This window comes from Stenotrophomonas sp. STEN009 (assembly GCF_056760395.1).
In genome coordinates, this window is the sequence record NZ_JBRRES010000003.1 from 69,545 (window position 1) to 89,658 (window position 20,114).

Genomic DNA, 20,114 nt, shown 5'->3' on the forward strand with positions numbered 1-20,114 from the left:
TGGCCGATCCACCGACGTTTGCCAAGCCTCGTCGCCCGTTCCGCCAAGGGCCCGCACGCCGTGACTGCGGCATGAAGCAGCTGCGCATGTTCTTTTTCATCTCTTGAGCTTTCGCCTATCGTGTGCGGTCCAGCGGGCATCGACAGACGGAGGAAATCATGGAGACCAGACGATCGGCGCGCCTGGTGATCGTCGATGAAGACGGAAGGCTTCTGCTGTTCCGGTACCACGACGAACACCACGCGCCCTTCTGGGCGACCCCGGGCGGTGAACTTCTGCCGGGCGAGAGCTATCTGGACGCGGCGCGGCGCGAGCTCCGGGAAGAAACCGGACTGAACCTGCAGATCGGCAGGCTTGTTGAGGAAAGGGACGCCGTCTATGCGGTCGCCCGTTCGACACCCGCGCGATGGCTGGAGACGTATTTTCTGGTTCACGCTCCCGCACAGCAAGCCATTCGACGTGACGGCTGGACAGAAGAGGAGAACGCCACGATCACAGACTGGAAGTGGTGGCGCGCAGAGGAAATGAGAGAGCAGCCTTCCTGCGTGTTCAAGCCGGAATGGCTGCCGGGATTGCTGGAGCGGCTGCGGTCATGACGCAGCATCACTGGCTCGCCTTCCCCCGATCCAGCTGTCGATAGCCAATCGCCTCGGCCAGATGTGCGGTCTGGATGTTCTCGCACCCGGCCAGATCGGCAATCGTGCGTGCCACGCGAAGAATGCGATGCATCGCGCGCGCTGACAGTTGCAGGCGCTCGATGGCGTGTTCCAGAAGATCCTGGTCGGCCTCGCTCAACCGCGTGCACGCGCGCAGCGCAGCGGGCGGCAGATGCGCATTGAGTCCCCCGCGCATCTGCTGCCGCGCATGCGCAGCCTCCACCCGCCCGCGCACCGCATCACTGGGCTCGCCCAGCGGCGTGCTCTCACGCAGCTCCACCGCATCCATGCGCGTCACCGCGATGTGCAGGTCGATGCGGTCCAGCAACGGGCCGGAGACTCGGGCGCGATAGCGGGTAATCCGCTCATCGGTGCACAGGCAACGGTTGCTGCGGTCGCCGGCCCAACCGCAGGGGCAGGGGTTCATCGCCGCGACCAGCTGGAACCGCGCCGGAAACATCACGCTGCGTGCAGCGCGGGCGATGCGGATGTGGCCCGATTCCAGCGGCTCGCGCAGGGTCTCCAGCGCGCTGCGGTTCCACTCGGGAAGTTCGTCCAGGAACAGCACCCCATGGTGCGCCAGTGATATCTCGCCGGGGCAGGGCGGATTGCCGCCGCCCACCAATGCCGCAGCGCTGGCGCTGTGGTGTGGCGCGCGGAACGGTCGTTGCCGCCATCGCTTCGGGTCCAGCCCTTCGCCGCTGACCGAGGCGATGGCCGCCAGCTGCAAGGCATCGATCTCGGTGGACGCCGGCAGCAGCCCGGGAAGGCGTGAAGCAAGCAGGGTCTTGCCACAACCGGGGCTGCCGATCAGCAGCAGATGGTGCCCGCCGGCCGCAGCCACTTCCAGCGCGCGCCGTGCATGCACCTGCCCGCGCACATCGGCCAGATCCGGCAGCGGCAGGGGCGTGGTGTCCACCCGCTCAACCTGCGGCAGCAGGCGCGGATTGCCCAACCCGGCGCAGCATTCCAGCAACGTGCGGGCCACGCGCACGTCGGCGTGTTCGGCCAGCGCCGATTCGGCCGCATTCCCCGGTGGGACCACCAGGATGCGGCCCGCTTCGGCCGCCGCGATGGCGGCGGGCAGCGCGCCTGCAACCGGGCGCAGCTCGCCGGTCAGGCCCAGCTCGCCCAGGAACTCGTACGGCAGCAGCGACTGCGGCGGGATCTGGCCACTGGCGGCAAGAATGCCCAGGGCGATGGCCAGATCGTAGCGCCCACCTTCCTTGGGCAGGTCGGCGGGCGCCAGGTTCAGGGTGATGCGCCGTTGCGGGAAATCAAAGCGCGCGCAGAGCAGCGCCGCACGTACGCGTTCGCGCGACTCGCGCACACTGGTTTCGGCCAGACCGACGATCTGGGTGGCGGGCAGGCCACCGGAAAGATGTACTTCCACCCGCACCAGCGGGGCCTCGACCCCGGCGCGGGCACGGCTGTAGACCAGGGCCAGGCTCATGTGTGCTTCCTGCAGAGAGAGAGGCTCGATGGTGCGGCCGTCACTCTGTCCGTCGCCATCAGGCATTGCTGGCCAGGCGCCTAGGGCTTTGCTGCGCAAGCTGGCGCTCAGCGACGTGCGCCTGCGCCGCATGGTCCGCTTCGATCCGGCGATAGAACCGGACCCACGCGAACCTGCTGAGCGTGCGACGCTGATCGACGACTGCCTGAGCAATGTAGCGTCGTCCAAAGCACTGGCCGAGGCATCGGTGTTCATGCGACAGTCGATGGCGAATCATCGCGTCGGCGACTTCGCTGATAGCAAGCAGTTCGCGAAGGGAACGTCGTATGAAAGGCCGCAACCTCATGTATTCCAAATGAAGAGAGGCAAGAAGAATGATTGACCGGATGAAGTTCGAACTGCCCGGAAAACCGGCCTACTGGGTTGCCGTCGGCATACTCTGTGCCCTGATCGGCCTGGGCATGGACATGAACATGGGGGGCATCGTGCTGTCAGTCGGCGAACCGGCCAAGTGGGGTGGCTTCGGCGCATTGATCGGCACCAGCGTCGGTCTGATGGCGGTATTCGGCAAGCGTTCCGCGCCACGCTGACCGCGCAACGCCGAACCGGCGCGTATGCGGCGGGTGGTGTCCATGCGCGACGGGCGCCGACCTCCTGATTTTCGCTAGCAAGTGGCGGCACCGTGTCGTCGGTGCTCAGCTGGTTGAAGCTCACTTCATCGAAGCTGCGTGGCACGAGGCGGGTGGGCATCGGGCACGCTCGCGGGCGGGTATGACCGTCGGCCAAAAGCAGATAACCACTGAGCATTTCTGCATTGGGGCGCGGGCGGGGTTAATGAATGTGCGATGTCTGGTCCACCGATTGCGGCTGGCATTGCTTCCCCCACTACCCGTACAGCCCACGATGACGACAGCTCGTTCTTCACTGCGCCCGCGATTGCTGGCGTTGGCGGTGTTGCTTGCCACCGCGTCTCCCACACTTCATGCACAGTCCACCACCGGCGCGATCGCCGGACAGGCGCCGGCCACCGCCCAGCGCATCTTCGTTCGCAGCGATACCGGCCTCACCCGCGAGGTGACGGTCGATGGGCGAGGCCGCTTTACCGTCGGCCAGCTGCCACTGGGCCGCTACGTGGTGGAAGCACGCGATGCCGAAGGGAACGTGCTGCAGACCCGCGAGGGCATTTCGCTGACGGTAGGCGCCAGTACCGAGGTGTCCTTCGCTGACGTCACCCGGCTGGACGGTGTGCAGGTCAGCGCCGACCGGGCAGCGGCTGCGATCGATGTCAGCAGCGTGGACTCGCGCACGGTGATCACGGCCGAGCAGCTGCAGCGCCTGCCACTGGGTCGCTCGGCCGAGGCGATCGCGCAGCTTGCGCCCGGGGTCAACGGCAACAGTGGCAATGGCACCTATGCCGGCCCGACCGGTGCACAGCTGGTGAGCTTCGGCGGTTCGTCCGCTGCCGAGAACGCCTACTACATCAATGGCTTCAACAGCACCGATCCACTGCGCGGTCTGGGTGGCCTCACGCTGCCCTACGGCAGCATCGACCAGCAGGAAATCTACACCGGTGGCTACAGCGCCAAGTACGGCCGTTCCGATGGCGGCGTCATCAATGCGGTGGGCAAGCGCGGCACCAATCAGTGGCGATTCGGTGGCCAGGTCACCTGGGAACCAGCGTCCACGCGCTCGGACAAGGACGATGTGCGTTACCCGGGCAATGGCGCGCTGTATTCACCGGAAAGCCAGGACCGCGAGTGGGTGACCACGCAGAGCATCTACGCCGGTGGCCCGCTCCTGGAAGACCGGCTGTTCTTCTTCGGCTCGTACGAGCTCGAGCGCCGTGAGGGCACCGACGTCAAGAATGTGGAGGCGACCAATGCATACTCCCGCTATGAGTACGACCGCCCGCGCTGGTACGCCAAGCTGGACTGGAACATCACCGACAACCACCTGCTGGAACTGACCGGAGCCTCCAGCCGCAATGTCTTCCGGGGCGATAGCTTCGCTTACGACTACGACACGCTCACCCGCGGTGCGCAGCGTGGCAAGGAAGACACCACCAAGACCGGTGGCGACCTGTGGACGGCCAAGTACACCGGCTACCTGACCGACCGGCTTACCGTCAGCGCGCAGTATGGCGAAATGCGTACCGATGACTACATCGGCAACCCGGCCTACGACGGCAGCCTGACCTACATCAGCAGCGCCACGCTGCAGAATCCGGCGCTGAACGGTGGTACGCCGATCACCAATGCGCAGACCACGTCGCTGCTGGTCAACCCGGATCGCGGCAACCGCACCAACAACCTGCGACTGGATGCGAACTACAGATGGGGCAACCACAGCATCACGGTCGGCATCGACAACCAGAATGCCCGTGCGCTCAACCGTGGCTCGGTGGCCTCCGCCGACGGTTACTACTGGATCTATGGCCAGTCCAACCCGAACGTGCCCCTCAATACCGGCCTGGGCGTGCCGGCCACCGGCGGCATCCGCAATGGTGAGGACGGCTATTACGTGCGCCAGTACATCTACAGCGCACTGGCGTCGGTACGCGCCTCGCAGCGGGCGCAGTACATCGAGGACAACTGGCAGGTGACCGACCGCCTGCTGTTGAACCTGGGCCTGCGCCTGGATCAGTTCACCAACTACAACCGCGATGGCGACGCCTACATCAAGCAGACCAGCGGTCAGTGGGCGCCGCGGCTGGGCTTCAGCTGGGACGTCGACGGCGACGGGCGCTTCAAGGTGTTCGGCAACGCGGGTCGCTACTACCTCGCGCTGCCGCTCAACCCGGCCTTCAACGCGGCGGGCGCGACGCTGGCCACCTCGACGTACTACACCTATGGCGGCATCGACAGCAACGGTTATCCAACCGACCTCACCGCGTTCTCCGGCGCGGTGTCGGCCAACAACTACTACGGCGTGCTGCCCGATCCGAAGACGGTGGCGACCTCCGGCATCGAGCCGTCCTACCAGGACGAGTTCATCCTGGGCTTCAGCAGGGCGCTCGGCCAGAACTGGGTGTACGGCGCGAAGGCGACCTATCGGGTGCTGCGCAGCGGCGTGGATGACTACTGCGATATCGGCGCGGTGCTGGCCAAGGCCGACAGCCTGGGGTATGACGTCACCAAGGACAGCAATCCGGTCAGTTGCTGGTTGATCAATCCTGGCCGTGCGAACACCTTCAATCTGGTCGACACCAGCGGCAACTACGTAAGCGTGCCGCTGACCAATGCCGAGATGGGCTTCCCCAGGTTCAAGCGCAACTACTACGCGGTGAACCTGTCGCTGGAGCACCCGTTTGACGGCCGCTGGTATGGCCGGGCGGACTACACCTGGTCGCGCAGCTATGGCACCACCGAAGGCCAGCTGCTGTCGGGCATCGGCCAGACGGCGGTGTCGACCACGCAGGCCTGGGATTACGCGCAGCTGATGGAGCACACCAACGGGCCGCAGAGCAATGACCACACCCACCAGTTCAAGCTGCACGGTTACTACCAGTTGACGCCGGAATGGCTGGTCTCGGCCAACCTCAAGGTGATTTCCGGCGCGCCGTTCAGCGCATTGGGTTCGTATGGCCCGAACTTCGAAGACCCTTCCGGCTACGGCATTGCCTACCACTTCTACAACGGCCAGCCCGCGCCTCCGGGCAGCCAGGGGCGGCTGCCCTGGCTGAAACAGCTGGATCTGGGAGTCTCCTACCGGCCTTCGGTGGCGGCTGGGCGACTGGGCTTCAACCTGGATGTGTTCAATGTATTCAACAGCCAGGTGGCGTTGTGGAAATCGCCGTACTCCGAGTTGGATCCGGGGCAGCCGGACCCGCTGTACGGCGCAGCGACGGTACGGCAGGCACCGCGCTCGCTGCGCGTCAGCGTGAGCTACGACTACTGAGGGAATGCGCCGGCACGGGCGGGCATAAGCTGCCACCCGTAGGGGGGCGGACGATGCGTGGCTCGAAAACCGGGTTGTGTTGGGCCGGCGGGCACGAGGCCCCCACGCACCGCCCGCCATGGCCGGCAGGCGGAGACTTCATCACAACGGCGGGTTTTCGAGGCCCGGCCACCGATGCACGGTGGCCGGGCAACAATTACCTGCCGTTGTGGGGAGTGCCAAGGGATCGGGGCCAATGCGGCCAGGCCCGAGACGTTTCTGGCATTGTCGTATAGGGAGGAGTGGCGCGAGAGGCTTGAACGGCGGGGCTTTCGGTACTTCTGCGACGGCCCCGTCAGATTCGTCTGTTGGAGGGAGAAGAGTGCGTTGATTGCGACAGCGTGCGGCGCGCGCGTCTGCGAAGGTGCGAGTGACTTTCCACCTATTGACCGTCCAGCGCGCCACGCCGAGTCTGACTGCCGCGGCAGGCACCTGGACGTGGCTGCCCGCAGTACGAGAAGGCGGTGGTGTTTGAATGGATTCGCCGCCCCCGCAGACCCCGACAAGGATCATTGCAGATGTTGCGTCACAGCCGACCTCTTCTTTTCGCGGGTCTGATACCCCTGCCATGGTTCCTGTTCTGGACCACCGTTGCTGCGATGCTCGCACCCGGTTACAACCCGATTGCACAGCACGCCAGCGAGCTGCTGCAGGCACCCGCGCTCGCAAGCCTGTGCGGACGGATCGCCGCCATCGGCTGCGGGGCGGGGTTCGTACTGTTTGCCATTGCGCTATGGCGGGAATCCGGTCGCCGGATCGCCGTGGGTGCCGCCTGCTGGATGATCTTTGGCGTCTCCATGTTGACCAATGGGCTCTGGCCCATGGGTCATCCGATGCACGGCTTCTACGCCATCGGTATCGCGAACATCATTGCGCCGGCGATGTCGCATATCGAACTGAGGGCCTGGTCGGCCAACCGAAGGGCCTATGCCGTGACTGCCGTGGTGAGCATCGCGGCAGTGGTCTATCTATGGTTGAACCTGGTGGGCGCGGATCCGCAGGGTTTCAGGGGACTCACCCAGCGCCTGTTCTCTTCCATCAACTCCCTGTGGCCCTTCCTGGTCGCGCTGTACCTGCTGCGCAGGGGGCCAAGTGCACTACAGACGCAGCCCGCGCATTGATGGACAGGCGTGCCAGGCACTCGGCAATCGCGCAGGTCCGATCAAGGCTGACATCGACGGGACGCGCATACTGAAAGACATTCCGAAAAGACGACCCGACTTCAATGGCAGCATTCGATCATTCCCTGGTAACGCTTCGATTTTTCGGCGACGACCTTCTGCCGGATGAGATCAGTGCCCTGCTGGGGGCAGCTCCAACCGCCTCGCATCACAAGGGCCAGGAACTTGCAGGCAGCCACTCAGGCGTCGTGCGTATCGCCAGGACCGGAAGCTGGCGGATGGCCGCGATGCGTCGTGAGCCTGAAGATCTGGAGGCTCAGATTTTTGAGATCCTTGATCAGCTCACCGGGGATCCCGCCATATGGAAGTCGCTGGCACGGTTCCGGCCTGACCTGTTCTGCGGCCTTTTCATGGGCAGCAGCAATGATGGTGCCTCGCTTTCGCCCAAGGTCCTGCTCGCCCTGGGAGAGCGCGGCATCGAGCTCGGCCTTGATATCTACGATGCCGATGAAGAGGTGCGCAACGCTCAGCGCCAGTAGCCCATCAGTTGATGATCTCGCCACTCCCCGATGCGACGAATTCCCTCAACTGCCGGATGAAGTCCGCATCGTAGGGTTCCCACTCGGTGATCTCACCGACAATCCGCAGCGGCTGCGCACTGCGATACGACCGCGTCGGGTTCCCGGGAAACTTCTTGTTGGTGACGTTCGGATCGTCCTCGAACGGCCCGGTCGGTGCCACCACGTACACACGCGGCGGTCCCTCGCCCCGGGCCATCTCCGCGGCCAGCCCGGCGCCCTTGGCAATCGTGGTGAAGTAGATGTGGTTCATCACCACGCCATCGCGATAGTTGGATCCGTAGCCGGCTACCAGCAGATCGCCCGTGGCCAGGTCGGCCCGGGTGCCGTGATAGAACGGCCCGGCGACCTGATCGCAGGTGTCCTGCGAAACGGGTGTCCATTCGGTGTCCTGCGTCATCGCGATACCCCCAGGTTGTCCTGCCGGATCGACAGGCCGGCGAGTCTAGGGGGCCAGGTGGGCCTTGCTGCAAGGCCCCATCCGGGAAATAATCTGTAAGTGGGAGGCGCAGTGCGCCTCCTTTTTTCATTCTGCGGCGCGGCGCCCTTCCAGCTCGCGCACCGCTGTTTCCAGCGCATCCAGCTTCTGGCGGGTCTTCAGCAGCACCGCGCGCTGCACTTCAAATTCCTCGCGCGTGACCAGATCGAGCTTGGCCAGCCCAGCCTGCAGCGCGCTCTTGAAGGTGGCCTGCAGTTCCTCGCGTGATTCGCGCAGGCCCGGCGGCACCAGGTCGCTGAGGCGGCGGGCGAGGTCATCGATTTGGTTCAGGTCGATCATGGGGTGCTCCGTGGGTGGCGGCCCCCCCCACCGGGGGGGGCCGGCCGGGACCCACCAACGAAAAGACCGCCCCCCCCGCCCCCGCCCGCCCCCCCGGCCGGGGGCCCCCCGGGCGGGGTGGGGGGGGGCGTGTTCTGCTTTTGGGTCCTGGTCTATCTGGGGGGGCGCGGGGGGGGGCGCCGGCCCATCTGGGGGGGGCAGGCCGTTCAGCCACAAGGATACTGCCGGCGCGCGCTGCCCGGACAGGCAGCCGCGGCGTCGCACCGGGCGCGTTCAGGCGCTATCCTCCACGCCGGAAGACAGGAGATCGACGATGAAGATGGTCATGGCGGTGATCAAGCCGTTCAAGCTCGACGACGTGCGCGAAGCGATGGCCGAGCGTGGCGTCACCGGCATCACGGTGACGGAGGTCAAGGGCTTCGGCCGCCAGAAGGGGCATACCGAGCTGTACCGTGGCGCCGAGTACGTGGTCGACTTCCTGCCGAAGGTGAAGCTGGAAGTGGCGGTGACCGATGACCAGGTGGAGGCGGTGGTGGAAGCCATCGTCAAGGCGGCCGGTACCGGCAAGATCGGCGACGGCAAGGTATTCGTGTATGACCTGGGCAGCGTGGTGCGTATCCGTACCGGCGAGCTGGACGCAGACGCGCTGTAAGCCGTCCGGCGGGATGTTGTAGAGCCGAGCCGATGCTCGGCTGCCGTTCCGCCGTTATGTAGAGTCGAGCTTGCTCGACTCTACAAAGAGCAGCCGAGCATGGGCTCGGCTCTACAAGGAGCGGTAAAGCGGTGAGCGGAGCGACGCTTACCGGCGCTTCGCCCACTTATAGAACCGCTTCCAGCCCTGGCGCACTGCGGCCACCCAGCCGGGGTCGGCCACCAGGGCGGCCTGGGTGGCGCTGGGCGCCTGCCCGGTCACGCGCTGGCGGATCTTCAGCAGGTTCTTCATGTCGCTGCGGCGCATCTGCCGGGTTAGCGGATTGCGGCGCAGCCAGCGCGGTGCGCGCCAGGCCGAGGTGAAGTCAAGCAGCACCGGTACGCCGCCGCTGACCACCACGTTGGTGCCGTGCAGATCGTTATGGGTGATGCCGGCCGCATGCAGGCGGCTGAGTGCGTGCTGCAGCTGCTCGAACACTTCATTGCCGACTGCCTGGGCGGTGCTGAGGGTCTGGCCGGGAATGAACTCCATGCCCAGTGCCAGGCCTCCCAGTGTTCCCAGCAGCGCCGGCGCGTGCTTCCAGCCGCCCAGGCGCTGCAGCATGCGCGCTTCACGGCGCACCATCAGGCGTGCGACCAGCGACAGCGGCGTGCCGCGATAGCGGGAGTAGTCCTTGATGACGGCCTCGCGGCCATCCAGGCAGGTGCGATAGACATCGGGGGCCAGCAGGCGTTCGCCACGCTTGAGCAGCAGGGGCGTGGTGGCGTCATCGCCGCAGGTCTGGCAGGGGGAGGCAGGAAGGGGCATGGCGGGGTCTCGGACGACCCGGTGGGCGGCGCTGAAGCGTCAAGCGAACCGGTGAGGCGGGGGAAACTGGCTAAACTTTCGTTAAGTCAATTTTAGTACCGGCAAGTTCGCTAATCCACGTTCTGTCGGAGAAATGTCGGGGCCGTGGCTGGAACAGTTCGTCGCGCACGGGCGGACAATTTCGTCTCACTTCTCGGCTTGGGGCATTGAAAATCAATAAGTTGAAGAAGAAATCCACCCGTTCAGCCAAGCGCCGCTGAACATGGCGCACGTGTGGCTTGACCCCGGCGCACGGCCTGCCGACCATAAGCTGTTCATCCGCGACATCGGCGGCCGCCCCGTTCCGGCACGTCCCCGTCCCCTGCCGCGTTGCCACCGATGCCGGCCGCCTGCGCCGTGCATCGCCCCCTGATTCCCGTTCCGGCTGCCGCCGGAGGAAAGTTTTTGATGATCAAGATCGTACTGGCAGTGCTGTTCGTGGCCTGCGTGCTGTACATCCACTTCCGTGGCAGGGTCCGCGCGCGCTGGTCGCGCCAGCTGCTGGACCACTCCAGTTTCATGGCCCCGATCAACGTGGTCATGTACATGTTCTCGAAGGTGCCGACCACGCCGTTTCTGGACCCGGGCAAGGAGTTCCCGCAGCTGGAACCCCTGCGCCAGAACTGGCAGATGATCCGTGACGAGGCGCTGGCGCTGCGCGATGCGCAGAAGATCGCTGCGTCCAGCAGTTTCAACGATGCGGGCTTCAACTCGTTCTTCCGCCGTGGCTGGAAGCGCTTCTACCTGCGCTGGTACGGCCCCTCGCACCCGTCAGCGAAGACGCTGTGCCCGAAGACCGTGGCCCTGATCGAGTCGATTCCGGATGTTCGCGCAGCGATGTTCGCGCAGCTGCCGCCGGGCAGCGAGCTGCGTCCGCACCGCGATCCGTTCGCCGGTTCGCTGCGCCTGCACCTGGGCCTGAGCACCCCCAACGATGATGCCTGCTACATCGAAGTGGACGGCATCCGGAAGAGCTGGCGCGACGGCGAGTGGATGATGTTCGACGAAACCTACATCCACCACGCGCATAACGAGACCGAGCAGGACCGAGTGATCCTGTTCTGCGACATCGCGCGCCCGCTGCGCTTCGGCCTGCCGGGCCTGTTCAACCGTGCGGTGGCCGCCACGCTGCTGGCCGGTGGCGCTTCGCCGAACCTGCCAGGTGATCCGACCGGGGGTGTCAACAAGGCATTCGGCAGCCTGTACAAGGTGCGCCTGAAGGCCAAGGCGCTGCGCGAGCGCAGCGTGGTGGCCTACCAGGTCATCAAGTGGGGCCTGGTGGCGGCGGTGATTGCCGGAATCTGGGCGCTGTAAGCGAAACGCCGGGCATCGCCCGGCGTTGCCTGCAAATGAAAAACCCGCGCTGCTGCCAGCGCGGGTTTTTTGTTGGATCAGCTCTTCAGTGCCGCCTGCACGAACGGCGGGGTCACCAGCACGCCGGTGTGCAGCGCGGCGGTGTAGTACAGGGTCGTGAAGGTCTTGGCGGCCGAATCAGCCTGGCGGAAGTCGAAGCTGCTGTCGCCCTTGCGCGCCATGGTCACGCTCCACCAGCCGGTTGGGTAGCACGGCTGCGGGAACGGCAGGGTCTTGAACGAACCGAAGCCGGCCTTGCCCATCTCGGTACGCATCTCGTTGATCAGTTCCAGCTGCATCAGCGGCGATTCGGACTGCTGCACCAGGATGCCATCGTCCTTCAGCGCCTTGAAGCAGCTCTCGTAGAAGGCCTTGTTGAACAGGCCTTCGCCCGGGCCGACCGGGTCGGTGGAGTCCACGATCACCACGTCCACGCTGCCGGCCGGGCAGTTGGCCATGTAGGCCACACCGTCGTCGAACAGCAGTTCGGCGCGCGGATCGTCGTTGGAGTCGCACAGCTCCGGGAAGTGCTTGCGCGCCATCACCGTGACCTGCTCGTCGATGTCGCACTGGGTCACGCTCTCCACGCCCTTGTGCTTGAGCACTTCGCGCAGGGTGCCGCAGTCGCCGCCACCGATGATCACCACGCGCTTGGGGGCGGCATGGGTGAACAGCACCGGGTGGCTGATCATCTCGTGATAGAAGAAGTTGTCCTTGCTGGTCAGCATGATGGCGCCATCGATGGTCATCAGGTTGCCCCAGTCGGTGGTCTGGAAGATCTCGATCTTCTGGAAGGGCGACTGCACCTCGTCCAGCTTGCCGGTGATGCGGTAGCCGATGGCCGAGCCGGTGCGCTCGAAATGCTCGATGTACCAGTTGTTGCTGTCAGTCATGGGACGTGTCCTTCTGGGGTCCTGTTCGGAGGGGGTAGAGCCGGGTTGGCGGCACGGGGCCGCGTGGCGCAAGCCACATCCGGACGGATCGGCCTGTTCAGGTCCGGCAGGAGCCGGGTCACGGGCGCGGGCGCGCATGATAACGAACCTGTGGGCATATAGGCGTTATCATGCCCCCCCTTTTATTGCCAACAAGGCCGACTGAAATGACCGATTGGTCCCTCGACCAAGCCCGCAAGACCTACTCGATCCCGCATTGGGCGGATGGTTACTTCGACGTGGATCAGGCCGGGCACATGGTGGTGAGACCGACCGGGGCGGACGGCCCGGTGGTGTCGCTGCCCAAGGTGGTGGACGCCGCCCGCGAGGCGGGCGCCAAGCTGCCACTGCTGGTGCGCTTCCCGGACATCCTCGGCCAGCGCCTGGGCAAGCTGCAGGCGGCATTCGCCCAGGCCCAGCAGGACTGGGATTACGCGGGTGGTTACACCGCGGTGTACCCGATCAAGGTCAACCAGCACCGCGGCGTGGCCGGTACCCTGGCCAGCCACCACGGCGAGGGCTTCGGCCTGGAAGCGGGCAGCAAGCCGGAGCTGATGGCGGTGCTGGCACTGTCGCGCCCGGGCGGCCTGATCGTCTGCAACGGCTACAAGGACCGTGAGTACATCCGCCTGGCCCTGATCGGTCGCAAGCTGGGCCTGCAGACCTTCATCGTCATCGAGAAGCCGTCCGAGCTGAAGCTGGTGCTGGAAGAGTCCAAGGCGCTGGACGTGAAGCCCGGCCTGGGCGTGCGCATGCGGCTGGCGTCGCTGGGCGCCGGCAAGTGGCAGAACAGCGGGGGCGACAAGGCCAAGTTCGGCCTGTCCCCGCGCCAGTTGCTGGACCTGTGGAAGTCGCTGCGCGATACCGAGTACGCCGATTGCCTGAGCCTGCTGCACTTCCACATGGGCTCGCAGATCTCCAACGTGCGCGACATCGCCAACGGCATGCGCGAAGCCACCCGCTACTTCGTTGAACTGTCGCAGCTGGGCGCGAAGATCACCCATGTGGACGTGGGCGGCGGCCTGGGCGTTGATTACGAAGGCACCCGTTCGCGCAGCTTCTGCTCGATCAACTACGGCTTGAATTCGTATGCCAGCAACATCGTGCAGCCGCTGGCCAACGCCTGCGAAGAGCACGGCCTGCCCCCCCCGCGCATCGTTACCGAGTGCGGCCGTGCGATGACCGCGCACCATGCAGTGCTGATCGCGAATGTGTCCGAAGTGGAACAGGCGCAGGAAGGCCGCGTGCCGGACCAGCACGATGACGAGCCGGCTTCGATCCGTCATCTGCGCGAGATCCACGAGGAACTGGACGTGCGCCCGGCGGTGGAACTGTTCCAGGAGGCGCAGCACTTCCATGCCGAAGGCCTGTCCAGCTACGCGCTGGGCCAGATCGACCTGCCGCAGCGTGCGCGCATCGACGACCTGTTCTACGCCATCGCCCACGGCGTGCGTGCGCGCCTGAGCTATGACGAGAAGAGCCACCGTCCGGCGCTGGATGAACTGAACGAGCGCCTGGTCGACAAGTACTTCGTCAACTTCAGCGTGTTCGAATCGATTCCCGACGCGTGGGCCATCGACCAGGTGTTCCCGATCGTGCCGATCGAGCGGCTGGACGAAGTGCCGGACCGTCGCGGCATCATTGCCGACATGACCTGCGACTCGGACGGCATGGTCAAGACCTATGTCGAGAACGAGAGCCTGGACAGTTCGCTGCCGCTGCACGCGATCAAGCACGGCGAGAGCTACCGCATCGGCTTCTTCATGGTCGGTGCCTACCAGGAGATCCTGGGCGACATCCACAATCTGTTCGGTGACACCGACGCGGTGGAAGTGGTGGCCGATGCGGACGGCTACGCGATCACCCAGCAGCGTCGTGGCGACACCACCGACGTGATGCTGGACTACGTGGGCTACCGGCTGGATGACCTGCGCGCGGCCTATGCCCAGCGCGTGGCTGCCGCCGGGCTGTCGCCGGAGCGTGCGCAGGAACTGTCGCAGGCGCTGGAGGCGGGCCTGACCGGCTACACCTACCTGTCCGACGAGCCGCTGGTCTGATGCCTGCGGCAACGCCGGGCATGGCCCGGCGCTATCGGTCCTGATGAGCGCCCGCGCGATCTTCCACCTGTTCCTGCATGCCGCCGTGCCGGCCCTGCTGGCATGGCTGTTCTGGCGCAAGCGCTTTGCGTCGGCGTGGTTGCTGATGCTGCTGGGCTGGATCATCGACCTCGACCATCTGCTGGCCGATCCGATCTACGCGCCGAACCGCTGCAGCATCGGCTTCCACCCGTTGCACACCGCGCCGGCGATCGCGGTGTATGCCGGGCTGTGCGTGCCGAAGAAGACCCGCCTGGTGGGCATCGGCCTGGTGATCCACATCGTGCTCGACGCCATCGACTGCTGGTGGATGCATCACCGCTGAGGCGGGTCGTGCAGCGCCGGGGCGGCTCTACCGGGGAGGCGGGGCGTCCGTCGGGGCCAGCGGCAGTTCCAACCGTGCGCGCAGTCCCGGGTTCTCGTTGGAAAGGCGCAGTGAGCCGCCGTGGCTGGCGGCGATCTCCGCGGCGATCGCAAGGCCCAGGCCGCTGCCTTCCACCCGTTCGTCCAGGCGTACGCCACGCTGCAGGACACTCTCCAGCTTGGCTTCGTCCAGCCCCGGGCCGTCGTCGCGCACTTCGATATGCAGCCGGTCCTGTTTGGCCAGGGCCCGCAGGCGTACTTCGCTGGCGGCCCATTTGCCGGCGTTGTCCAGCAGGTTGCCCAGCATCTCCTCCAGGTCGGTGGCTGCGCCGGCGAAGGTCAGCCCGTGTGCGACGTCCATCTGGAAGCGGATGCGGCGGCCGGCATGCACGCGGGTCATCAACCGGCACAGTGCCTCCACTGCGGGCGCCACATCGCTGCGCTGGTGGTGGTCCACGGCCAGGCCGGCGGCCAGGTAGCGGTCGATGCTCGCACGCATGCGCGCGCCCTGTTCGTGCACCGTGCACCGCCAGCCGCGTCCTTCACCCTCCGCCTCGGCCGCCAGCACGCTCAGCGGCGTCTTCAGGGCATGCGCCAGGTCCTCGGCGCTGCTGCGCGCACGCGCGACCATGCGCTGGTGGTGATCGAGCAGGGCATCGAGCTCATCGGCCAGCGGCGCGATCTCCAGATCCAGCCGGCTGCGGTCGATGCGCTCGGCATCGCCACGGCGGATGCGTTCCAGCTGCTGGCCCAGGCCGCGCAGTGGGCGCAGGCCGAAATGCACCTGGCTGGCCAGCACCGCCAGCCATGCCGCGACCAGCAGGCCCAGCGCCAGCGCGCTGCGCTGACGGAAGGCGGCGGTGTCCGCGTCCAGCGCGCTGCGATCATGGGCAACCAGCGCAATGTAGGGCTGCGATGCACGTGGCAGGCGCACCTGCTGCACACGGGCACGCAGCGATTGCTGCATCGGCCCGCTCAGATTGCGCTCGGCCGGGCCGGTGGCCGTGACCGGCAGCGTCTGGTCCCACAGCGAGCGCGACTGCAGCAGCACCTTGCCGTTGCGGTCGGTGATCTGCCAGTAGGCGCCGGAGAACACACGCTGGAAGCGCGCGTCGTTGGGTTCCTGGCGCAGCCGCAGCTGTCCGTCGGGATCGATCTCCGCCTGCGCGAGCAGAGTCAGCATGTCCTGCTGCAACTCGCCGTCAAGACGGTCGCGCGCGCTGCGCTTGAACAGCTCGCCCAGCAGCACGCTGGCCAGCACCGACACCAGCACCAGGCCGATGCCCCCCACCAGCAGCAGCCGCCGCCGCAATGAAGGCTGGCGCGCGCTCATGCCTCGGCCAGCCGCCAACCCTGGCCACGCACCGTATGGATCAGTTCCACGCCCAGCTTGCGCCGCACCCGGCCAAGCAGCACGTCCAGCGCGTTCGAGTCCGGATCGTAACCGCCTTCGAAGACCTGTTCGCCGAGGCGGTCGCGGCTGATCACGCGGCCAGCGTGATGGATGAAGTAACTCAGTACGCGGAACTCCTGGGGACTCAGCGGCAACGGTTGCCCGTCCAGTTCAAAGCGACCGGCGTTGACGTCAAGCTGCAGGGGGCCGCACTGCAGGCGCGGGCTGGCGTGGCCCCGGCTGCGGCGGATCAGGGCACGCAGGCGCAGCACCAGTTCATCGGCCTGGAACGGTTTGGTCAGGTAGTCATCGGCGCCTGCATCGAAGCCGGCCAGCTTGTCGTGCCAGCGGCTGCGTGCGGTCAGCACCAGCACCGGAAAATCGCGGCCATGGGCACGCCAGCGCTCGATCACGCTCAGTCCATCCAGGCCGGGCAGGCCAAGATCGACGACCGCGGCATGCAGGTCCTCGATCTGGCCGATCTCTTCCGCACGACGGCCATCGGTGGCCACATCGACCACGTAGCCGGCCTGCTCCAGCAGGGGCTGCAGGCGTTTGGCCAGCTCGGTGTCATCCTCGGCAAGCAGGATCCGCATCAGTCGTCCAGTTCCATCTTCAACAACGTCCCGTTGCGCGCATCATAGTCCAGCTCCACCACTGCGCCGTCGTCACGCAGGATCTCCACCTCGTACACCGCGTCGTCCAGCTCCACCTCCAGCAGTTGGCCGGGCTGGCGCCTGAGCGCGTCGCGCACCACCTGTTCCAGGGGCACGTAACGGCCCTGCTGCACGGCGCGGCGCGCGACCTGCTGCGCCGGGTCCGGCGCAGGGCCGGCAGCGGAGCCCGGAGTGGCCAGGGCCAGCAGCAGGGGCAGGGAGACCAGCATCGGTGACGGATCCTCGGGCGATGGCGACAGGCGCGAGCATGGCACCGCCGACTAACAGCCGACTAACGATGGCCGCTAAGGGGCTGTTAGCCGACCGCGGCATCGTGGTGCTGCCGGAATGGTCCGGCCACGAACAGGAGAACTCCCATGCTGAAGTCGCTCACCCTCGCCACCGTCGCCGTGCTGGCCATCGCTCCGGCCGCGCACGCTGCACCACTGGGCATGGCCCAGGCCGAGCAGGCCCTGCGCAAGGCCGGCTACACCCAGATCCACGAGATCGAACGCGATGACGGCCTGTGGGAAGCCGACGTCAGCCGCGCCGATGGCCGCTTCAGCGAGGTCTACGTGGACCCGAAGACCGGCGAGATCTTCGATGAGCACAACGGCCGCGCGCTGCTGCCGACCGAGCAGGTGCTGGCCAAGGCACAGTCGCAGGGCCTGCGCGAGATCCACTCGCTGGAGCGCGATGGCGCCACCTGGTCGCTGGAAGCGCGCAATGCCCGCAACCAGAAGGTCGAGGTGCGCCTGAGCGGCTATGACGGCCGCATCCTGCACAGCGAACGCGACGGCTGGCTGGATTGAGCGCCTCGGGCAGCGCCGGGCCATGCCCGGCGGCCTGATGCATGCGCTGCGCTCGCCGGGCATGGCCCGGCGCTGCCCGCAGGTGCTTACCAGCCGTAGGGCGGCGGGTAGTCCCAGTAGCCGGGGCCGCGACCGTAGTAGCCGCCATACGGGCCGAAGAAGCCCGGGCCCTCGCCTTCGCTGACGTGGATGTTGAGGTTCACCCCGCGGGTCTTGCCCTCGTCGGTGGTGTAGTTCTTGCTCAGATTCAGCGTGGCGGCGTTGTAGTGGCTGTTGCCGCCCCGCTTGGAGTACCCGATGCCGGTGGTGAAACTGCCGGAGACCTTCACCTTGTCGTCCTGCACGTCGGCGATGCGGGCATCGTCGTGCACGCGCGGGCCACTCTTGTCACCGTAGTAGGTGCCCGGCGGGTCCTGCTGCAACGTCGGATCGTTGAGGTAACGCATCGGCGCCTGCGGCAATGTCAGATCCAGCCCGGATGCCTGCGGTGCGGTGGCGCCGGCAGCGGACTGGGCGAGCACGGTCCCGGGCAGGGCCAGGCACAACAGCAGGGTCAGGGGGCGGATCATCTTGGCGCTCCAGCGGACAGGGACCACGCCACACGCGGCGTTACAGGCCGACGCTAGCAGGGCGTGCTTGAATGATGCCTGTCGGCGCCGGATTGGGGTAGAGCCGGGCCATGCCCGGCTGCAGGTCACAGCCGCCCGAACCCGAACAGCTCCGCCAGCGGATGCTTGCGCCGCTCGATGCGGGCCCGCAGCAGCTGTGCGCCGATCATGGAATAGGTGATGCCATTGCCGCCGTAGGCCATTGCCAGGTGCACGCGCGGCCCCCACTGTTCATGCGGGCCGAAGAACGGCAATCCGTCGGCGGTCTCGGCGAAGGTACCGGCCCATGAGAATGCCGGCACCGGGTCGAGCTTGGGGAACCAGTGCAGCAGCTGCTTCATGAGCTTGTCCGCCTTGCCTTCCACCCGCCGGTCGCGCCGTGCCGGAATATCGATGGCATCGTCCAGCCCGCCCACCAGCAGGCGACGGTCGCCGGTGGCCCGCAGGTACAGATAGGGGCGCGCGCTTTCCCACACCATCGTGCGCTGCAGGGGGCCCAGCACCGCGGCATCGACAGGGTCGGTAATGAAGGCATAGCTGCTGCGGTTGCGTGCGACGCGCTGCGAGAGCCAGCGCTGGTTGGCGTATCCCATCGCCAGCACCACGTGGCCTGCGCGGATCGTCGCGCCTGATTCGGTCTTGGCGGTAACGCCCCGTGTGCCTGGCGTCAGCGTGTGCAGCACGGTGCGATCGTGAATGTGGCCGCCGCGCTGGCGCACCCGCTTCAGCAATCCATAGGTGAGGCAGTAAGGGTCGACCCGCGCTGCCTGCCGGGTCAGCAATGCGCCGCCGGCGTCCACATCGAAGCGCTCCGCCAGCGCCTCCGGGTCCAGCCAGCGGGCGTCCAGGCCGGCGCTGCGGCGTGCCTGGCCCTCGGCCATGAGGCGGGGCACGTCGCGGTGGCGACTGGCCAGGTACAGGCTGTCCATGCGCCGGAAGTCCACGTCCTTCAGGCCACGCGCCACTTCGCCCAGTGCCGGGATCGCCTCGGCACAGGCCCGGTAGGCCAGCGTGGCCGCGTCGTGGCCATAGCGCTGGGCCAGTTCCAGCAGATGGGTGTCGATCTCGTACTGCAACAGCGCGGTGCTGGCGGCGGTGCTGCCCCAACCGATGTCGCGCTGCTCGATCAGGGCGACCTCGTGACCGTGACCTGACAGCTCATCGGCGATCAGTGCGCCGGTGATGCCGCCGCCGACCACCAGCACATCGCAGCGCAGGTCGCCCTCCAGCGGGGGAAATGCCTGGATCAGGCCATTGCGTACGGCCCACCAGGGATAGCCACTTTTCAGGTCCATGGTGATGGGTCAGGCGGTGGGATGGCCGGTGTGCGGCGTGTGGATCAGTTCGGACAGATCGAAGCCCTGCAGCCGCGCCGTGGCCAGATAATGGTCCCGCACGGTGGCGTCCAGCTTCGGCTCGCGTGCCAGCAGCCACAGGTAGCGGCGATCGGGGCTGCCAACCAGCGACACGCTGTAGTCCGGAGCGATCTGGATGACCCAGTAGTCGCCCTTGGCGAAGGGCAGCCAGCGCAGGCCCTTGGGCAGGAAGCTCACTTCCAGGCGCGCGCTGTCGTTGTCGACGGGGCAGGCTTCGCCGCTGGCCTCCTCGACCTGGCCGTCCATGCGGCAGCGGTTGTGGACGCTGACGTTACCGTTGTCGAGCAGGCTGTAGTGCGCCGAGACATCGGTGCAGCCTTCCGGCTCGTGGCGCATGGGCAGGCGCGCGATCTCATACCAGGTGCCCAGGTAGCGGGGCAGCTTGAGGTCGGCGACGGTCTTCAGTGGCAGCTGTTCGGTCATCGGCAGGCGCAGCGGGAACGGGCCTCCACGATGCCGACGGCCTCGCCACGAGCGGGTGAAGCCGGAGCGATGGCGGTGTCCA

22 protein-coding genes are annotated in these 20,114 nt (G+C 66.5%); 11 read left to right on the forward strand and 11 right to left on the reverse strand.

From position 1 onward, the window contains the following. The first annotated feature begins 158 nt into the window (after positions 1–158). Positions 159–596 carry an NUDIX hydrolase gene (locus tag ACVOMM_RS02285; protein ID WP_253119191.1) on the forward strand — a complete coding sequence of 146 codons (438 nt, stop codon included), beginning with the start codon at positions 159–161 and terminating at the stop codon, positions 594–596. Between the two features lie 7 nt (positions 597–603). Here ACVOMM_RS02285 and ACVOMM_RS02290 read toward each other — a convergent pair whose 3' ends face one another. Next, on the reverse strand, positions 604–2,109 hold the full coding sequence (locus ACVOMM_RS02290) for a YifB family Mg chelatase-like AAA ATPase (protein ID WP_481525847.1): 1,506 nt from the start codon (positions 2,107–2,109) through the stop codon (positions 604–606). 88 nt (positions 2,110–2,197) lie between these two features. Between ACVOMM_RS02290 and ACVOMM_RS02295 the strand changes: the two genes are divergently transcribed. From ACVOMM_RS02295 to ACVOMM_RS02315, 5 genes are all read left to right on the forward strand, one after another. Then, on the forward strand, positions 2,198–2,491 hold the full coding sequence (locus ACVOMM_RS02295) for a hypothetical protein (RefSeq protein WP_481525848.1): 294 nt from the start codon (positions 2,198–2,200) through the stop codon (positions 2,489–2,491). Between the two features lie 4 nt (positions 2,492–2,495). Continuing rightward, positions 2,496–2,699, forward strand: coding sequence for a hypothetical protein (locus ACVOMM_RS02300; protein WP_128988335.1), 204 nt, complete (start codon positions 2,496–2,498; stop codon positions 2,697–2,699). Between the two features lie 313 nt (positions 2,700–3,012). After that, the gene (locus ACVOMM_RS02305) at positions 3,013–6,006 is read left to right on the forward strand and encodes a TonB-dependent receptor (RefSeq protein WP_065181511.1); all 2,994 of its coding nucleotides are present in this window, start codon (positions 3,013–3,015) and stop codon (positions 6,004–6,006) included. Positions 6,007–6,563: 557 nt separating this feature from the next. Then, positions 6,564–7,166: a DUF998 domain-containing protein gene (locus tag ACVOMM_RS02310; RefSeq protein WP_481525849.1), complete on the forward strand. Its 603-nt coding sequence runs from the start codon at positions 6,564–6,566 to the stop codon at positions 7,164–7,166. A 104-nt stretch (positions 7,167–7,270) separates the two neighbouring features. Then, positions 7,271–7,705, forward strand: coding sequence for a DUF4279 domain-containing protein (locus ACVOMM_RS02315; RefSeq protein ID WP_481525850.1), 435 nt, complete (start codon positions 7,271–7,273; stop codon positions 7,703–7,705). 4 nt (positions 7,706–7,709) lie between these two features. On the opposite strand, the gene arr is transcribed toward ACVOMM_RS02315, so the two are convergent. Together arr and ubiK are read right to left on the reverse strand one after the other, a co-directional pair. Beyond that, on the reverse strand, positions 7,710–8,144 hold the full coding sequence (gene arr / locus ACVOMM_RS02320) for an NAD(+)--rifampin ADP-ribosyltransferase (protein ID WP_065181514.1): 435 nt from the start codon (positions 8,142–8,144) through the stop codon (positions 7,710–7,712). Between the two features lie 126 nt (positions 8,145–8,270). Then, positions 8,271–8,522, reverse strand: a complete 252-nt coding sequence (gene ubiK / locus ACVOMM_RS02325) for a ubiquinone biosynthesis accessory factor UbiK (RefSeq protein ID WP_053518135.1) — start codon at positions 8,520–8,522, stop codon at positions 8,271–8,273. A 313-nt stretch (positions 8,523–8,835) separates the two neighbouring features. Between ubiK and ACVOMM_RS02330 the strand changes: the two genes are divergently transcribed. Next, entirely contained in the window at positions 8,836–9,174 is a 339-nt protein-coding gene (locus ACVOMM_RS02330) for a P-II family nitrogen regulator (protein ID WP_065174353.1), read from the forward strand. Positions 9,175–9,321: 147 nt separating this feature from the next. Here ACVOMM_RS02330 and ACVOMM_RS02335 read toward each other — a convergent pair whose 3' ends face one another. Next, positions 9,322–9,981 (reverse strand): RIO1 family regulatory kinase/ATPase domain-containing protein, encoded by a 660-nt coding sequence (locus ACVOMM_RS02335; RefSeq protein ID WP_053518133.1) that lies wholly within the window; start codon positions 9,979–9,981, stop codon positions 9,322–9,324. A gap of 447 nt (positions 9,982–10,428) precedes the next feature. Here ACVOMM_RS02335 and ACVOMM_RS02340 point away from each other — a divergent pair, with 447 nt between their 5' ends. Beyond that, positions 10,429–11,334 carry an aspartyl/asparaginyl beta-hydroxylase domain-containing protein gene (locus tag ACVOMM_RS02340; protein WP_181452161.1) on the forward strand — a complete coding sequence of 302 codons (906 nt, stop codon included), beginning with the start codon at positions 10,429–10,431 and terminating at the stop codon, positions 11,332–11,334. A gap of 77 nt (positions 11,335–11,411) precedes the next feature. Here ACVOMM_RS02340 and speE read toward each other — a convergent pair whose 3' ends face one another. Then, the gene (gene speE / locus ACVOMM_RS02345; protein WP_053520374.1) at positions 11,412–12,266 is read right to left on the reverse strand and encodes a polyamine aminopropyltransferase; all 855 of its coding nucleotides are present in this window, start codon (positions 12,264–12,266) and stop codon (positions 11,412–11,414) included. Positions 12,267–12,472: 206 nt separating this feature from the next. On the opposite strand from speE, the gene speA reads away from it, so the two are divergent. Together speA and ACVOMM_RS02355 are read left to right on the forward strand one after the other, a co-directional pair. Further along, complete coding sequence (gene speA / locus ACVOMM_RS02350) at positions 12,473–14,362, forward strand: arginine decarboxylase (protein ID WP_053520373.1); 1,890 nt, start codon at positions 12,473–12,475, stop codon at positions 14,360–14,362. A gap of 43 nt (positions 14,363–14,405) precedes the next feature. Then, the gene (locus ACVOMM_RS02355; protein ID WP_065174355.1) at positions 14,406–14,726 is read left to right on the forward strand and encodes a DUF6122 family protein; all 321 of its coding nucleotides are present in this window, start codon (positions 14,406–14,408) and stop codon (positions 14,724–14,726) included. Between the two features lie 27 nt (positions 14,727–14,753). Here the strand turns inward: ACVOMM_RS02355 and ACVOMM_RS02360 are convergent, their stop codons facing one another. Genes ACVOMM_RS02360 through ACVOMM_RS02370 form a run of 3 tightly spaced genes read right to left on the reverse strand, consistent with a single transcriptional unit; the run spans position 14,754 to position 17,043 of the window. Then, positions 14,754–16,097: an ATP-binding protein gene (locus ACVOMM_RS02360; RefSeq protein ID WP_481525851.1), complete on the reverse strand. Its 1,344-nt coding sequence runs from the start codon at positions 16,095–16,097 to the stop codon at positions 14,754–14,756. After that, entirely contained in the window at positions 16,094–16,753 is a 660-nt protein-coding gene (locus tag ACVOMM_RS02365; protein WP_053520370.1) for a response regulator transcription factor, read from the reverse strand. Before ACVOMM_RS02365 ends, ACVOMM_RS02360 begins: the two co-directional genes overlap by 4 nt. Next, positions 16,753–17,043, reverse strand: coding sequence for a PepSY domain-containing protein (locus tag ACVOMM_RS02370; RefSeq protein ID WP_053520369.1), 291 nt, complete (start codon positions 17,041–17,043; stop codon positions 16,753–16,755). The genes ACVOMM_RS02365 and ACVOMM_RS02370 overlap by 1 nt, the downstream gene beginning before the upstream one ends. Before the next feature lie 147 nt (positions 17,044–17,190). On the opposite strand from ACVOMM_RS02370, the gene ACVOMM_RS02375 reads away from it, so the two are divergent. Next, complete coding sequence (locus ACVOMM_RS02375) at positions 17,191–17,625, forward strand: PepSY domain-containing protein (protein WP_053520368.1); 435 nt, start codon at positions 17,191–17,193, stop codon at positions 17,623–17,625. Between the two features lie 86 nt (positions 17,626–17,711). Here the strand turns inward: ACVOMM_RS02375 and ACVOMM_RS02380 are convergent, their stop codons facing one another. The 3 genes from ACVOMM_RS02380 to ACVOMM_RS02390 all read right to left on the reverse strand — a co-directional run bounded on the left by ACVOMM_RS02380 (position 17,712) and on the right by ACVOMM_RS02390 (position 20,032). Further along, the gene (locus ACVOMM_RS02380; protein ID WP_074900053.1) at positions 17,712–18,194 is read right to left on the reverse strand and encodes a hypothetical protein; all 483 of its coding nucleotides are present in this window, start codon (positions 18,192–18,194) and stop codon (positions 17,712–17,714) included. A 125-nt stretch (positions 18,195–18,319) separates the two neighbouring features. Next, the gene (locus tag ACVOMM_RS02385; protein WP_481525852.1) at positions 18,320–19,528 is read right to left on the reverse strand and encodes an NAD(P)/FAD-dependent oxidoreductase; all 1,209 of its coding nucleotides are present in this window, start codon (positions 19,526–19,528) and stop codon (positions 18,320–18,322) included. Positions 19,529–19,537: 9 nt separating this feature from the next. After that, a complete protein-coding gene (locus tag ACVOMM_RS02390; RefSeq protein ID WP_053520408.1) occupies positions 19,538–20,032 on the reverse strand; it encodes a lipocalin family protein in 495 nt (164 codons plus the stop codon). Positions 20,033–20,114: the final 82 nt, after the last annotated feature.